Origin of the sequence: Alcaligenes aquatilis, from assembly GCF_003076515.1 — a bacterium.
Lineage (GTDB): Bacteria > Pseudomonadota > Gammaproteobacteria > Burkholderiales > Burkholderiaceae_B > Alcaligenes > Alcaligenes aquatilis.
In genome coordinates this window covers 1,104,056-1,119,888 of the sequence record NZ_CP022390.1, presented here as the reverse complement: position 1 = coordinate 1,119,888, position 15,833 = coordinate 1,104,056, and the positions used below count along the sequence as shown (strand labels likewise).

Annotated in this window: 10 protein-coding genes; 7 read left to right on the top strand and 3 right to left on the bottom strand. The window is 59.3% G+C overall.

All coding sequences use genetic code 11. The features are described 5' to 3' along the window. The first annotated feature begins 8 nt into the window (after positions 1-8). The 6 genes from CA948_RS05215 to CA948_RS05190 are packed head-to-tail and all read left to right on the top strand — an operon-like array spanning position 9 to position 7,843. Positions 9-680: a DUF3540 domain-containing protein gene (locus CA948_RS05215; RefSeq protein ID WP_159063930.1), complete on the top strand. Its 672-nt coding sequence runs from the start codon at positions 9-11 to the stop codon at positions 678-680. Positions 681-709: 29 nt separating this feature from the next. After that, the gene (locus tag CA948_RS05210) at positions 710-1,114 is read left to right on the top strand and encodes a DUF4150 domain-containing protein (RefSeq protein WP_094196774.1); all 405 of its coding nucleotides are present in this window, start codon (positions 710-712) and stop codon (positions 1,112-1,114) included. A 2-nt stretch (positions 1,115-1,116) separates the two neighbouring features. Beyond that, positions 1,117-1,758, top strand: coding sequence for a type VI secretion system lipoprotein TssJ (gene tssJ, locus CA948_RS05205; RefSeq protein WP_094196773.1), 642 nt, complete (start codon positions 1,117-1,119; stop codon positions 1,756-1,758). Between the two features lie 7 nt (positions 1,759-1,765). After that, positions 1,766-3,163 (top strand): type VI secretion system baseplate subunit TssK, encoded by a 1,398-nt coding sequence (tssK, locus tag CA948_RS05200; protein ID WP_003799839.1) that lies wholly within the window; start codon positions 1,766-1,768, stop codon positions 3,161-3,163. A 5-nt stretch (positions 3,164-3,168) separates the two neighbouring features. Then, a complete protein-coding gene (locus CA948_RS05195; RefSeq protein ID WP_081050039.1) occupies positions 3,169-3,849 on the top strand; it encodes a DotU family type IV/VI secretion system protein in 681 nt (226 codons plus the stop codon). A gap of 1 nt (position 3,850) precedes the next feature. After that, positions 3,851-7,843, top strand: coding sequence for a type VI secretion protein IcmF/TssM N-terminal domain-containing protein (locus tag CA948_RS05190; protein WP_094196772.1), 3,993 nt, complete (start codon positions 3,851-3,853; stop codon positions 7,841-7,843). On the opposite strand, the gene CA948_RS05185 is transcribed toward CA948_RS05190, so the two are convergent. Next, positions 7,812-11,363: an ATP-binding protein gene (locus CA948_RS05185; protein ID WP_159086122.1), complete on the bottom strand. Its 3,552-nt coding sequence runs from the start codon at positions 11,361-11,363 to the stop codon at positions 7,812-7,814. The genes CA948_RS05190 and CA948_RS05185 overlap by 32 nt on opposite strands. 1,074 nt (positions 11,364-12,437) lie before the next feature. Here CA948_RS05185 and pap point away from each other — a divergent pair. Further along, positions 12,438-13,967, top strand: coding sequence for a polyphosphate:AMP phosphotransferase (gene pap, locus CA948_RS05180; protein WP_094196717.1), 1,530 nt, complete (start codon positions 12,438-12,440; stop codon positions 13,965-13,967). Between the two features lie 117 nt (positions 13,968-14,084). Here the strand turns inward: pap and CA948_RS05175 are convergent, their stop codons facing one another. Both CA948_RS05175 and purT read right to left on the bottom strand, forming a co-directional pair. Next, complete coding sequence (locus CA948_RS05175) at positions 14,085-14,543, bottom strand: hypothetical protein (RefSeq protein WP_094196716.1); 459 nt, start codon at positions 14,541-14,543, stop codon at positions 14,085-14,087. 18 nt (positions 14,544-14,561) lie between these two features. Further along, entirely contained in the window at positions 14,562-15,764 is a 1,203-nt protein-coding gene (gene purT, locus CA948_RS05170) for a formate-dependent phosphoribosylglycinamide formyltransferase (protein ID WP_108728710.1), read from the bottom strand. Positions 15,765-15,833 lie beyond the last annotated feature (69 nt).

The window sequence follows — 15,833 nt, the reverse complement described above, 5'->3', positions numbered from 1 at the left end:
AGATGCAGATGTCTTGTCTGAGTTCAAGTTCTGAGCAGCCGTCCATCGCGCAGGAGCCCTCGCAGATCGCTCAGTGGCAAACCGTGCCGGCCAAAGTCTATGTCCAGGCCGGCCAGCGCTGGGGCGTGCTTGGCACGATGGGCTGTTGCTTTGCGCCGCTGGCAGCCTCCTGCCTGTTGCAGCCACAAGTAGGCGATCTGGTCTTGCTGACGTTCGATGGGCGGCAGGCCTACATTCTGGCGGTGTTGGAGCGCTCCGGTCAGACGGCGCAGCTGCAGCTGCCCGCTGATACCGTGGTGCGCAGTGCTGGCAGCGTCCGTGTCCAGGCTGGTGGCGGTTTGCATTTGCAAGCGGCGCAGGCCGTAGTGCTGCAAGGGGCGGATGTGGCGCTACAGGCGGAACAGTATCTGTTACAGGCCCGGAACGTGCATCTGGCCGGACAGTCCCTGCACAGCTATTTTGCACAGCGGCAGGAGTATAGCGGCCAGCGTCAGCAGGTCGATGGCCAGAGCCAGCTACATGCTGGTCAGCGCGTTACGCGTGTGGCGGGACACGATGACTATGCGGCTGCCTCTCAGCGGCTGGTCATCGAGCGGGATTGGCGTGTGCGGGCCCGCAGCGCTGAGCTGCGTGGCGCCCAACGTGTGGTCGTGGACGGCCAGCAGGTGCATCTGGGCTAGGCCCGGTATTGCCAAGGAGATTTTTATTTATGTTCATGCTCAACAATGGCGGGGCGCAGGCCAATGCAATTCCCGATGTGTGCAAGGTGCCGACTCCGGCCGGTCCCGTGCCTACGCCTTTTCCCAATCTGGCGACGACGCAGATGGCCCAGCCCTCGGGCTTGGTGCGCAATGTGCTGGTGGTCAATATGCCGGCTTTGAATCAGGCCAGCAAAATCATGATGAGCAGCGGTGATGAGGTTGGCACCGTCGGCGGCGTAGCCAGCAATCGAATCAAAGGTGAAGTGCAGTTCATGAACGGCAGCATGACGGTGATGGTGGGTGGCAAACCGGCTGTGCGGATGGGCTGCATGACGGGCCACAACGGCATGCCGGTCAATTCGGTCGGGACGGTGATCAGCCCTAGTCAAAGTACGGTGATGGTGGGGAGCTGAGGATGAGGCACAGTCATAGTGTTCGTATGGGTCGCCGCGCCGCGCTGGTCTTGCTGGCCGCACTGGTGTTGACCGGCTGCGGCATGTTCAAGACCAAGTCCAAGGACGAGGCCTTGAAGGATCTGCAGTGGGAGTACGAGCGTGATGCGCTGGTGCTGGAGGTCAATGCCGACCCACAGTTGAACACCTGGGGAGGGCAGGCGCATACGGTGCTGATGGTGGTGGCGCAGATGGTCGAACCCTCAGTGTTTGAGCCGTATTCAAGCAGGCCCGATCAGCTCTCCAGTCTGTTGATGGCCGATAGCGCGCCGACGGGTTTGCTCAGTCTGGATCGTATTTTTATCGAGCCGGGCGTCAAGCGGCGCATCCGGCTGGCACGCATGGACAAGGCCCGTTACGTCGCCGTCGCGCTGGGCTATCAGCACCTGGACCCCGCCCGCAGCACCCGTCTTTATCAGTTTGGCGCCAAGCTTGACAGCCATGGCCTGATGTTCCGTGAGTACGAGGCCCGGCCCGAGCCGTTGCGCATTCGTCTGCGGCTGGGCCCGCAAGCCATCATCGAGAGTCAGACTGATACTGTCATTCCGCCCCCGGCCACCTTGCCGGCAGCGGGCCCCTGGCCCGTCGGTCACCAACACCCATAGAGATTTCATGAGCGTTCATCCTTTGCAACCGATCTTCTGGCACCAGGGTCTGTTTTTGCAGCCCCAGCATTTCCAGCATAACGACAATCTGTTCTACCAGCGTCTGGCTTTATTCATGGCCCAGACTCAGCCGTACCCATGGGGTGTGCTGCAACTGGAGTTGGACGAGGCGGCATTGCAGACGCTGGATTTCAGGGTGCTGGCCTTAACAGCGCGGCTGCGCGACGGCAGTTTCATTCAGTATCCCGGCAATGCCGTGATTGAGTCGCGCGGTTTTGAACTGGCGGATCTGGCCACTGGCCGTACGGTGTACCTTGGACTGCGGCGCATGATGCCTGGCCAGGCCAATGTGAGTGTGGTTGACGATCCGGGCCAGGCTCAGACGGTGAGCACGCGCATGGTGGCGGCTGCCGATCCGGTCACGGTGGCGGATGATTACGCGCAGGGCCCTGAGGGGCAACTGGACTTGATGAATTACGTCTTGCGCGTGTTCTGGGACGAGGAATTGCCTCAGCTGGGTCACTATGAACTGCTGGCTGTGGCGCGGCTGGAGCAGGACGGGGATCAGGCGCGCTTGCAGCGCCAGTACATCCCCCCCAGCCTGAATTTGTCGGCCAGTCCCTGGCTGATCGAGACGATACGACGCATCCGCGACGAGCTGACCGGACGCGCACGGCAGCTGGAAGTCTTTAAACCTGGCGGCTTGGGCAGGACGGAGGATCTGGACGGTAACCACCTGAGCTTGCTGGTGGCTTTGCAGGTGCTCAATCGTTATGGCCCCATGCTCAATCATGTGCTGGAGGCCCCGCAGACGCATCCCTGGCAGGTCTACGGCTTGTTGCGGCAGTTGGTCGGCGAGCTGTCCACGTTCTCGGAACGCTACGACATGATGGGCGAGACCCGGGACGGCAAGGTGCTGGCCCCGCCGTATCAGCACGAAGATCTGGCAGCGGGGTTTCACGCCATGAGCACCCTGATCAGCGCCTTGCTCAATGAAATTGTTGCGGCTCCTGAATTGCTGATCCGTTTGCAGCCTGTTGGCGCCAGCGCAGGCTTGTACGAGGCTGAGCTGCCGGACGCGTTTTTTGCCGCTCGGCAACGCTATCACCTGGTGGCCTATGCCGGAGTCGAGCAGCAAGAGCGTTTGCAATCGCTGGCGGGCGACTTCAAGCTGTGTGCTCCCGATCAGGTTGAATTGATGGTGACCCATTCGCTGGGAGGGGTCGAGCTGCTCAAACTGGCCGAACCGCCACGCGGCATTCCTCGTCGTCCGGGAGCCTTGTACTGCTACATCGATCCCATGTCGCCGGGCTGGGCGGCACTGGAGCAGACACGCGCAGTGTCCTTGGTTGCGCTGGGCGCGCCCGAGAACCTGCAGATTGAACTGATTGTCAGCAAATGGTGAGCGCGATGCCCGTGATACAGGACAGTAGCCTGGCTTCTTTCTTTTTGACGGTCATGCGTCAGGCGCGTACTCACTTTTCTCAGGAAGCCGATTCAGCCCAAAGCGGTGCGGCGTTGATCGAGGCGCTGGATCAGGCCTGCGCGCGCGCCCGTGAGCGCGGCTATGAACAGGCCGAGGTCGGCGCCGCCCTGTTTGCCATTGTGGCCTGGATTGACGAGGCGGCCATGACCAGTCCCTGGCCCGGAGCCGGACACTGGCGTTTGACGCCGTTGCAGCGTCATTACTTTGCCACCACGCGCGCTGGCAGCGAGTTTTATCAACGGCTGCAGGCTCTGCCCGAGAATGCCACGCAGGTGCGTGAGGTGTACGGCCTGGTGCTGGTTGCCGGATTCCAGGGTGAATATGCGGCGCGCGCGCCCGGTGAGTTTGAGTCCTGGCGAGTGCAGTTGCTCGAGCAGATACGTCATGAGCAGGGCATGCCGGGTTTTGCGGCGGGACAGGCGCTGTTTCCGCAGTCGGGTACCGGACAGGCCACGCCCCCGCGGCCAGCCGGGCGATTGACGGGGCGGCCCAGTGGATACACGGTGACGCTGCTGCTGGCACCCTTGCTGCTGGTGCTGGTGCTGTATCTGTATCTGGATCACTCACTGGCCAATCTGGCCAGCGCTTTGTTGATGGACCATTGATATGTTGAAACGAAGTTTGCGTGTGCTGGGCTTCTTGGCGCTGCTGCTCGTGCTAACGGGGCTGGCCTGGTTGTATGTGATGCACAAGGGCTGGCCGCTGTGGGCCTTGCCAACGCTGGTGCTGGTCGCACTATTGCTGATCTGGCTGGCCGCGGGGCTGCGTCGGCGCTGGCTGGCGTGGCGTTTGCGCCGGCGTCTGGCGCGCGACATGCCGCGTGTGGTGGGCAGCCAGCATGCCGCGTTTGACGCCCAATGGGGAGCCGGCTTGCAGGTGCTGCGTCAGGCACGACTGGGGGGACGGCGTTCATCGTTGTATGCCTTGCCCTGGATGCTGAGCCTGGATGTTGGACCTTGCCAGACTCAGGACGATTATGCCCGGCTCGCGGTGCAATCGCTGCCCGCAGCGGGGCCAGGCCTGGATCAGGGCGTGGGCTGGTTTTTCATGAAAGCCAGTGTCATGGTGTGGGCTGGGCCGGTGCTCGGCGCGGATGAGCACACGGCCCAAGAAGCGGCATGGTCGCGTCTGTTGCACCAACTGATGCGCACGCGCCGACGCGAGCCGCTTAACGGCTTGGTTTTCAATATCGACTTGTCCTGGCTATTGCAGGCCAATCAGGAACAGTTGCAGGCGGCGGGCAAGCAGATGCGGGCTCGCCATGATGCCTTGGCGCGTGTTTTTCAGGCGCGCATTCCTGTCTGGCTGATGTTGCAAGGGGGCGAGAAGGTTCCCGGTCTGTCTGCCTGGCTGCAGCAATTGCCGCCCGAGGTCTACGATCAGGCGCTGGGCTATATGGTGGGCGGACAAGGGGCCGAGCAGGGCTCGCTGCAGTTTCTGGCGCAGGCGTTCGAGTCCGTGGGGCGACGAATGGCGCAATTGCGGATTGTACTCGGTCAGCATGGAGTGCAGCCTGCGCCGGTGTTTGAATTGCCCGAACGTATCGCGGCACAACAAGCCATCCTGCAAGACTTGCTGGCCCCGGCTTTCGAGGCCACGCCGTATTCGGCCACCCCTTTATTGCGTGGCCTGTACTGGCAGGTGCGCACTCCGCATCAAACTCGTGAAGGCATTGCCTTTGCCCGCGACGTGCTCGATCGCATCCTGCCGTCTTGCCGGTATGGCTGGCAAGTCTTCGACCGCTGGTCGCCCTGGCGCCGTGTGTTGCGTCATTCTCTGGTTCTGGCCTGGCTGCTCTTGTGTGGTGCGCTGGCAGGCGGCTTGTTTTACTCCAGTGAACGTGCCCGCTCGAGTTTGCAAGCCTTTGCGGCCCAACCGTTGCAGCAGCTCGAAACACGCATGCAAAAGGGTGCGCTGGACGAAGATGTGCAGTCGCTCAATATCTGGCGCAGTGCCATTGGCAGGCTGGACAGCGCCAATCACGGCATCCAGGCCTGGTTGCCGTTTCAGGGCCATGTGCGCCAGGTACAGCAGTTTTACCAGCAACGTTTTGTGGATGCGTTCCGGCGCGAAATCCTGCAGGCGTTTCTGGACCCATTGATTGTGCAGGATCTGCCACGCGTCAGTCGTAGCGGCAGCGAGACAGAAGTGGCTGCCTGGAGTCAGTATTTGGTGCGTCGCATCAATCTGGTGGCCGGCCAGTTACGCGGCAGCCCGCTTGAAGGTCGGCCTTTGCCGGGCATGGAGCTGGCGACCTTGTATGGCGACTCGGCCTCCCGGCAAGTCGGTCTGCAGACGGGTGTGCTGCTTGGTCAACAATATGTGGATTATCTGCGCTGGTCCCCCGAGCGGGTTCAACTGCAAGGGGAGCTGGATGCGTTGCAGGCTGCGCTGCGCCAGTTGGGCTTGCGTGCTCGCTCGCCCTCCTGGTTGCTGGCCTGGGCGGATTTTCAAAACAGCATCCGCCCGATTACGCTGGCGGATTTCTGGAGTGTCCGGCCCGATGCTAGGGCGCCTGTGATCGCTGCCGGTTTGACGCAGACCGGTACGGCAGCGATCTCGGGTTTTGTCCAGGAGCTGGCCGAAGCCTCGGGTGAGCGCAGTTTCTGGATGGGGCAAAGTGATGTGCTGGAACAGGGTTTCCGGCAACTGTCCTACGACGCCTGGTATCGCTTCATTGTGCGCTTTAACGATGCCCGTTTTTATTTGCAGACCGAATCGGATTGGGATGGCGCCATCAGCAGTCTGTTTTCAGTGGCTGATCCCTATGCCCGTCTTTTTGAAGCGGTCGATGGGCTGTTTCAGCAGGTGCCTGCCGGAGAACGCCCGGCTTGGGTGGCTAGCATGCTGACGTTGCAGCAACTGCGTCTGGCCGCCCGTCAGGCCCCCGCCCAGGAGGGTCTGGCAGGCTGGCTGGATCAGGCTCAACGCGTCAATGCACTGGGGCATGTGGGGCTGCGCTCGGTGCAGCAGGGGGAGTCGTTGACACAAAGCGTGCAGGGCGTCAGCGCCAGTCTGGCGGGCATTGCGCCGTTGCGTGCCTATCAGACTCAACTTGCCGATGCGATCAAGCGCTTGTTGCAGGGGCCGGGCAGCGCGCAGGAACTGGCACGCCAGACCTGGGGGTTTGGACAGGACCCGCAAGTGCAAGAGTCGTTGCTGCACGATGCCCAACACAGTCTGGATGACTTGCGCACCCAGTTGCAGCGCGATACAGCCCGTGAGGATGCCGTGTGGACTCTGATGCGTGGTCCGCTGGCCTTGGTGCTGGATTACACCGCCCGGCGCACCGCCTGCGGTTTGCAGGATCAATGGGCCGCTTCGGTCTTGAGTGTGGTACAGGGTGTGCGCAGTCCCGTCCTGGCCTATGAACTGTTGTACGGTGATCGTGGCACCGTGCCTCAGTTCTTGCAGGGTGATTTGCGCTACTTTGTGAGCCGTGATGCGCAAAGTTACGGACCGCGCAGTGCGCTGGGGCAGAGCATGCCGCTTAGTGGGCAGTTCTATGCCTACGCGAACGCCGTTCAGGCGCGGCAGGTGGCGCATGCCGAAACGCGCCTGCACGATGAACAGGCGGCGCGTGTGCGCGGTAGCCAGATCGAAACCTTGCAGCAGGAGCTGGCTGAGCTGGATAAACAGGCCAAAGCGGTTCAGTCCTTGGCCGCGGCCGTTGTGATCGATGCCGAGCCGCCGCTGCTCAACACCGGGGCGCGTCAATTGCCTCAACGCACCCGCCTGAGTTTGCAATGTGCCAGCGGTGTGACGCGGCTGGATAACTTCAACTTCCCCTCCAGGGCTACCTTTGCATGGGCACAGGGGCAGTGTGGTGATGCAGTGCTGCAGATTCAGTTTCCAGGCTTTGTGCTGGAGCGGGTCTATCCGGGCGCAGAAGGCTTTATCGACTTTTTGCACGAGTTCAGCAGTGGTGAGCACCGTTTCCAGGCCAGCGACTTCCCGCAGCAAGAAGAGCGTCTGATCGATGCCGGCGTACAGTGGCTGGTCTTGAACTGGCGTTTGCAGGGGCAACGTAATCTGGTGGATAACGTGAACCAGTTGCATCGCATTCAGGCCCGACAGGCTCAGATCAACGAGCAATTGCTGACCCTGCGCGAGGCGCAGTCCGGCGTGAGCAGTCCGATGGCGCAACCGAGCTGGACGCAGGATCTGGTGCCCGAGCGCATTGTGACCCAGTGCTGGCGTTCGCCAGTAACGGTGTTTCAGGAGGAGGGACCATTGCCGCCCGATTCGGCCCCGACTGCACCGGCACCGCAAAAGCAGGCTGTTCAGCCCGCTTCAAAACGGGCCGCCAAACCTGCGCCCGAGCAAGTGGCGGCCTCATTAGCGACGCCGGCTCAGGAGCGGTCGCAGCAGGGCTGGCGTGTTCAGGTGGGGGTGTTTGCCGATCCCCGCGCTGCCGTGGAGCAATTGGATGCGCTGGGGATTGACGCCGTGCAGATTCCCTTGCCTCGTCCGGGACGCAAAGATCTGTACCGGGTGCAAAGCCCGGTTTATGACAGCCGCGAACAAGCCCGCATCGTGGCCGGGCAGATTGCCCAGGCCTTGCGGGTCAACCCGGAATTAGTGCCTGGCGATCGTTAAGCCAGTGCTGGTAGGCCAGCAGCCCATGCTGGTCCATGCTTTCCCGGGCCTGCTGCCAGTGTTGGCTGGCCAGGTCCGGGCATTGGCGCTGTAGCCAGATATCGCCGCGCAGACACTGTATTTCTGGAAGCATCAGCACGGAACCGTGTTGTTCGCTGATCTGTTCGGCTTCGGCCAATACGGCAAACGCGGCGTCGTCGCGCGCCAGGCTAAGCAGGGCGCGAGCCAGCATGCACAGTTGTCCTTCCACAGCAACAGGCATATCCATGCGTATACGTTCGATCGCGGCCTGCATGGGCTCAATCAGGTCCGCGTTGCGGGTCTGTAGCACAGCGGGTAGTAATTGATGCATCTGCGCCAGTGCAATCCAGACCGTATCGGGCTTGGCCGGTGACTGCGTTCCAGTCAATGCCAAACTCTCCTGAGCCATTTCCTGCAGATTTCCTGCCAGATAGTAAATACGCATCAGATGTAACCGGGAGGCAATGGCGCCCGCCAAAGGATGGTGGTGGTAGCTGGCCAGGGTGATGGCGTGGCGGGCATTTTGCAAACCAGTGGAAAAATGGCCTTGCAAGGCCTGACACAATCCCAGCGAGGTATAGGCCAGCGCCTGCGAGGGCTTCTGGGATGGCAGGGCCTGGGCATCCTGGGGTTCGGCCGACATGCCGATCAACGGCAGGGCCCGCACCAGCAACGCTTCTGCCTGTGCCGGATCGCCACGCCACAGGCGATGCTGGGCCAATGCGTACCAGGCCCAGCCTTGCCAGGCCTCGTTGAGTTGATCCTGGGACAGGCGCAGTACTTTTTCGGCAATCGGCAAGGAGGCGTCCAGTTGCCCCCGATTGTGGCGGGTCAACCATTCGCCCCATAGGCTGGCCAGCAAGGTCAGGGGCTGTTCGGGGTCCCGCAGCTCGTTGACCTGCTCGAAGGCTTCTACCGAACGGGGAGAGGCCGGGCCGGTGGCGGCGGTGCTCAAGGAGGCCTTGGTCAGGTGCAGTGCAAAACTGGTTTGTGAATGTACAGTGGGATCGGCGATAAAGCGCCGACTGCGTAGGGCCTGCGACAGGCAGCGCTCGGCTTCCTGTAACTGACCGTGTTCGAGTGCGTGCTCAATGGCGCGTTGCCACCACTGGACCGTGTCTTGGTAGCGAACCTGTCCCAGCAGGGTGGCAATAGCCGATGGCGCGTGATTATGCTCGACCATATGTTCGGCCAGCCGTCGTCCGAGCCGTTCGCGCTCGGGACGGATAATGAGGTGGCGCAGACAGTTGCCCAGTATATCGGGGCAGCGCCAGTGGGATTGCTTGGTGGGTATCAACCATTCATGCTGCTCCAGTATCTGTAAGGTGGCGCGGATGGTCGATTGGGGTTGCTCCAGCAAGCGGCTGGCGACGCACTCGTCAATATCGGGCAGCAGGGCAGCCAGGTAGGCCAGTTCGCGTTGTAGTGGGGTCAGGCGGCGCAAATGCGCGGCGCACTGATCTAGCAAGCGTGGCACCAGGGTCAGATCCTGACCGAGCTGATATAAGTGCAGCAGTTCGCGTGCCAGCATGGGGCTGCCTTCACTGCGCTCGATGACGTGCGTGCGAATGTCGCGGGGCAGCTTGATGGAGCGGCTGCGCTGACTGATCAGTTCATTCAAGTCCTGGTGAGCGAGTGCGCCAATACGCAAGGGCAGGACAGGCCAGGACTCAGGCAAGGTCTGGCGTGAGGTAGCCACAATGCGCAGCCGCTCCTCGCCTGCCAGCAGACGCTGCAACAATTGTAGGCTGGCGGCATCGCACCAATGCAGGTCCTCCCAGGTCAGCAACAAGGTCTGGTTCCGACAAAGTGCGTGCAGCAGGGCAAGCAAGGCGTGTTGTGTTTGTTCGCGCACCGCGCTCTGGCTAAGTGTTGACGGTTCAATCAGGGTCTGATGCAGAGTATCGGCCTGCGCAAGGCTCAGGTCGTACTGGGCCATTAATCGTTGATGTAGCTGCGCCTCCTGTTCGCTGCTACGGGTGTTGGGCGTATCCGGTGTGACATATCGCAGCTCTTTTTGCAGCCAGCGCAGTACCGGCGCGTAAGGGCTGCGTACGTCGTTTTCCTGGGTCTGCAGCGCCACGACGGCACCTTCCACATTGCGCACATAGTCCTGCAGCGAACGCAGTAGCTTGGTTTTGCCCATTCCTGTATCGCCATGCAGCAACAGCATGCGTGGCGCCGCGCTAAGACGACCGCTCCAATATTGAAGCAGAATGTCGAATTCGCGCAGCCGGCCGTGAATGCGGCCGGTATCGGTAGCGGTTTCGCTCAGACGTAGCTGGTATGAGGACGCTTCTTTGCCCGATGGCAAGGACTCCAGAGACCAGGACGACAGGCGTGCAGCCGCCTGACTGCTGAGCAAGACAGCACCGTTGTCCGCTTGCCAGGCCAGGGAAATGACTGATGGGCAGAGCAAATGGTGTGCATTGATGGGCGTGGTCGGATCAATGGGCAGTACATCGGCATGAACGGCCAGGCCGAGACTGACTTGGGCTGGCCGGTTGAGACCGGTTAGCGTGCGCGCCAGCGTCAAAGCAGGGGCCACAGGACGCTCATTGATGGCAGGGTAGCCGAAATGTGCCAGCAAGGTGGCGTTATGCTCCTGCTCTATCCAAGCCCCGTGTTCGCGAGCATGGCGCACCACACGCTCATGCGTTTCGCGCAGGAGAAAGGTCCTGGTTTCGTAATCTGTCTCCATGGGATCGTCGCTGCTGTCCGGGTTGGGGCGCCAGCCTATGGCAATGGCCACCGTGGCCATGGCCCGAAAGTGGTAGCCGTCGGGATCGGACGGTCCGTGTAAGGCGGGTGCCGCGTTTGCGCCGGTGCACAACAAGGCGCGCGTCTGTGCATCAGGTAGTACACCCAGACGCTGTTGCAGCACATCGCAGCATTGTTGATAGGCCAGCATGGCCGCGTCATGATCATTGTCCTGCACCAGAAGTCGGATTAGTAAGCGATGGCAGGATTCATCCTCGGGCCAAAGATTGACCCAGGTCTTGGCATAAGCCAAGGCTGCTTGCTGCTGTTCGCTGGCCATCAAGGCCTTGATCAGATGGTGTCGGCATTGCGCCAGCTCGATGTCTAGGCGTGCATTCCAGTTGTTGTGCCAGTTCATCAAACTGTCACTACTGGGCAGTTTAAGGCCGTCCAGGAAATGGCCTTGATACAAGCTTAGTTTGTTGCGCGCCTCGTCCAGCTCGGTCGCCGTGGAGCTGCCTATGTACAGAACGTCACTCCAGACCGTGTCGGACTCCAGTGTTAGGCTTGCCGTGGAGCTACGCAGCACCTTGGACAAGGGGGCCAATGCCTGACGTAACACATACAATGCATGGCGCACCCGGGCGCGCCCCTGCTCGGGGTCGCTCTCGGGCCAGAGCATATCGGCCAGCCTGACTCGTGCTATCGCCTGACCCTGCGCCAGCACCAGAAGAGCGAGCAGCAGTTTGACCTTGTCATAACTTAACAGGTGACTGCGGTCCTGCCCGTCGATCAACAAACGAAAGGTTCCTAAACAATAGAGTTCAATTCGGTTGGGACCCTGTCTCGAGATCCCCGTCTGCATTCCCATCTTGTTTTCCATCCCTGCCGACTGCACTCTGCGTTAGTAAATGTACGAGTGATGCAACAAAAGGCTTCATTCTGGTTTGCAGGCGTTTATTTTTGGTTTAACTGGGAAGGAAACCTGATCCCCAATACCGCTATGAGGAACCCATCAAGCTTGGCCGCGCGAACACAAGGCATGCCGCGGGCCGCGTCGGCTTGTAACAAAACTAATTAGGCCTCTGATTTATTACGCGGTTGTGGCAACACCCAGATCAAACGAGGCGTGCGCTAATTGGCTGTTATCGGATTTTCGAGGATTTCGGGGGCTCAACGCACGTCAAATCGTGCAGAAAACACGGCTATCGACGAGGAGGTCTGCGCTGCAGGATAGACCGGAGCAGGGCGGCGGTCCCGATAGAATGGCGTTGGTCCGGCAATGCCCAGACTCGTCAGCGATGTCGCGCACGCCTGGTCTTGCGCTTTACACACACGGTTCAGAGCCCAACATGTGGGTGGCCCTTGCCAGGTTGACACCACGTCCAGATTGTTTTTCTTAATTAGTGCCCAAGCTATCTTTTAAAAACGCATGTTGCTTAAGTGCGTCTATAAAATAAGCCTCAGCCACTGAGCACTTAGCCGGTCTCTAGCAGACAGGCCAAGTAATGCCGACTCTATAGGGCTTTTTCAGTGAGGAGATCCTGAGCGCAAGTCGAGTTCACAGAGGCAAAGACAAGTGGCCTGATTCCGACTGTATTGAGTGCCTTTTTGCTTGAAGATAAGCTGGTTGAACGTCCTGCGAGATTGCTGTGTGGGACAAATAAAGACCTCTTGTTTATTTCGCTAATAATTAACGCATAATGTATATTATGTAAAGTCACTAAATAGCAGTGCTTTGTATCTACCTCTAAAGAATCGCTACCACGCTCGTCCTGGCTACTGTTTTTCTGCAGATTATTTCCCCCCAAGGTAGTTAAGTCTCCCCTTGCATGGTTATAGTGACGAGCTATGTGAAACGGAGCGAAGCACGATGGGCCATGTACTACAGTTTGCCGAACGCGATCCCAGCTTGAGTGATGACGTAGCCAAGACGCAGATTGACGCGCTGCGCGAAGCGCTGCTGCTAAAGCAGTACGAGCGTCTGCAAAAAGCAGATCAAACCTTGCTGATCGTGGTAGCCGGGATGGATGGTGTGGGAAAAGGCTCTGCGATCAATACCTTGAACAGTTGGTTGGATCCTCGCTACGTACACACCTTGGCTTTTGGTGCGCTCAATGAAGAGGAAGCCATGCGGCCTTTAATGTGGCGTTATTGGAATCGGCTGCCGGTTCGTGGTCAGACGGGTTTGGTGTTTGGTTCCTGGTATGCCCCTTTGATGACAGAGCTGGGCCGCAAAAAACCGGACCCGACCAAGATCGCCCTATACACCCATTTGATCAATCGTTTTGAAGCGCAACTGGCCTATCAAGGCGTGCAGGTGTTGAAACTATGGTTCCACCTCTCCGCTCAAGCTCAGTTGACCCGCTGTACGACCTTGATGGCTGACCCAAATACGGCTTGGCGTGTTAGCAAGGCAGACTTGAAGGTTCACAAGAAATTCAAGCAATTGCGCAATGCGGCCACACAAACCATTAATCTGACCCACAGAAATTACGCTCCCTGGGTGGTGATCCCCAGCGCAGATCAGAACTTGCGTGATGTGTCCTTGGCAAAAGTCGTGTTGCAGGCTTTGGATAAACCCATTGTCCCGCGACAAGTTAAAGAGCCGTATGCGTTCCCGTTTCGTTTGAATGTGCCGACTGCCAGCTTGCAGTCCCCTCCTCCCGTGGAGCCTGTGTTGGATTACGATGCCGAGCTTTTGCATTGGCAAGGCCGTTTGTCCTGCGCGGTACGTAGCAAAGCCTTCCGCAAACATTCTTTGGTACTGGTCTTTGAGGGACGCGATGCGGCCGGTAAAGGCGGCACTATTCGCCGTTTGACTGAAGCCTTGGATGTGCGGATGTACGATATCTTCCCTATTTCCGCTCCTAACGCGGTGGAACGGGCACGTCCGTATCTATGGCGTTTCTGGCGCAAGTTGCCGCGTCTGGGAGAAATCTCCATTTTTGATCGCTCCTGGTATGGTCGTGTGCTGGTGGAACGAGTGGAGAAGCTGATCTCCCGCGCTGCCTGGCATCGTTCCTACGAGGAAATCAATGAGTTTGAGGCGCAATTGTTGGCCAACGGCACGGCGGTGATCAAGTTCTGGCTGGATATTGATAAGGATGAGCAGCTAAAGCGCTTCAAGGCCCGCGAGGAAACGCCCTTTAAGGCTTACAAGATTACGGAAGAGGATTGGCGTAATCGCGAGAAATGGACGGCGTATCAACGTGCGGCTCAGGAGATGTTTGCCCAGACTGATACTCACATGGCGCCTTGGCATATTGTGCCTAGCAAGGACAAAAAAGCGGCGCGTATTCAGGTGCTGCGTACCGTTGTGGAAACGCTGGAGTCTTTGGATGAGCACATGATCAGCCTCAATGAGCCGGCCTTGTCGGATCAAGTTAGTGAGCAAGTCTAAGGACGGCAGCCCGCTATTGATGTATTCGCTTGGCTATCTTGCCAAAATAACCAAACAAAAAACAAACAAAAAAGCACCTGCGGGTGCTTTTTATGTGCTGCAGGACTGATGCTGGCCCTATAAATCCTGTTTTGCAGCCAGGTTCAGGATCTTGTGCCAGCGTTTGGCCTCAGCAAAGTGGCTGGTTTGAATCTCCCAGCGTTGGGTGGGATTACGCAATATAAGTGTCAGCCCCCTGCCCTGTGGCTCTACTGCTTCAATATCCGCAAAAATAAAGGCACGTGCCCCCTGCCCGGTTTGAATCTGACCACGCTTTTGCAAGGCATCCAGGCGTATCGAGCCATCGGGTAAAGCCAGTTCTACAATGCGCTGGCCTTGTTGTTTTTTACCGTGGATGGCCAGATAACGGCGTCGCCATACCATAAAGGGAGCCACCAGAATGGCCGCCGCTATCAACAGGCTCAAGATAGCGGCGATGGCACCAGCACTGGCGCTGACCAGGTTAAAGAGCTGCATTCCACCATAGACCAGCGCCGCAATAATCCCTATGAACAGCAGGAAGATGATGATGGGCATGGTGGAAAACGCCTTGTTTTAGCGGGCTTGGACTTTGACGGTGGCAGCGGCTTGGCGAGCGTTGGCGCGGGCCGTTTCCAGGTCAGTGTCTGCTGCCAGGGCAACACCCATGCGGCGTTTTTCAAAGCTCTCGGGTTTGCCGAAAAGACGGATATCGGTTTGCGGGATGCGCAGGGCTTGGGCCACATTCAGGAAGTCTACGTCTTTCGCATCTACGCCACCGTAAATCACGGCGCTGGCGCCGGGCATGCGCAAGGCCGTATTGACTGGCAGGCCCAGAATCGCGCGTGCATGCAGCTCAAATTCGGACTGCCATTGAGTAGCCATGGTGACCATGCCCGTGTCGTGTGGGCGGGGGCTGACTTCGCTGAACCATACCTCATCGCCCTTCACAAACAGCTCTACGCCAAACAAGCCTTGGCCACCCAGGTTCTGGGTGACCGCCTGGGCGATATCGCGTGCGCCTTGCAGGGCTTTGGGGCTCATGGGCTGAGGCTGCCAGCTCTCTACGTAGTCGCCATCTACTTGCTTGTGGCCAATGGGGTCGCAGAACTGGGTTTCGATCTGGCCGTCTGCACCGACGGCACGGACGGTCAGCAAAGTGATTTCGTAGTCGAAATCAATAAAGCCTTCCACAATGACGCGGCATTGGCTAACGCGGCCGCCGGCCATGGCGTACTCCCAGGCTTTGGCGACGTCATCAGGCCCGCTGATCTTGCTTTGACCTTTGCCCGAGCTGCTCATCAAGGGTTTGACCACGCAGGGGTAGCCGATCTTATCGTCGATAGCGGCTTGCAGTTCTGCCAGCGATTCGCAAAATTGGTAGGGGCTGGTGGGAACGTCCAGTGTTTCAGCAGCCAGACGGCGAATGCCTTCGCGGTCCATGGTCAGGCGAGCGGCACGGGCGGTTGGTATGACGCGCACCTTGCCTTGGGCTTCCAGCTCTTCCAGCACGCCGGTAGCAATAGCTTCAATCTCGGGCACGACCAGGGTGGGCTTTTCTTGTTCGATCAGGGCGCGCAGTTGCTCGGCGTCGCTCATGGTAATGGTGCGCGAATGATGGGCCACTTGCTGGCCGGGTGCGTTCTCGTAGCGGTCTACCGCGATGGTTTCTACCCCCAAGCGTTGCAGCGCAATCAGCACTTCCTTGCCCAGCTCTCCCGAGCCCAAGAGCATGATTTTGTCCGACGACGACGATAAAGGGGTGCCCAACAGGCTCATGGCGCGTGCTCCGCTGAAAATGAGAAATTCAAAAGCGGTATTGTAATGCAGGCGACGCCGGGTTTTTTT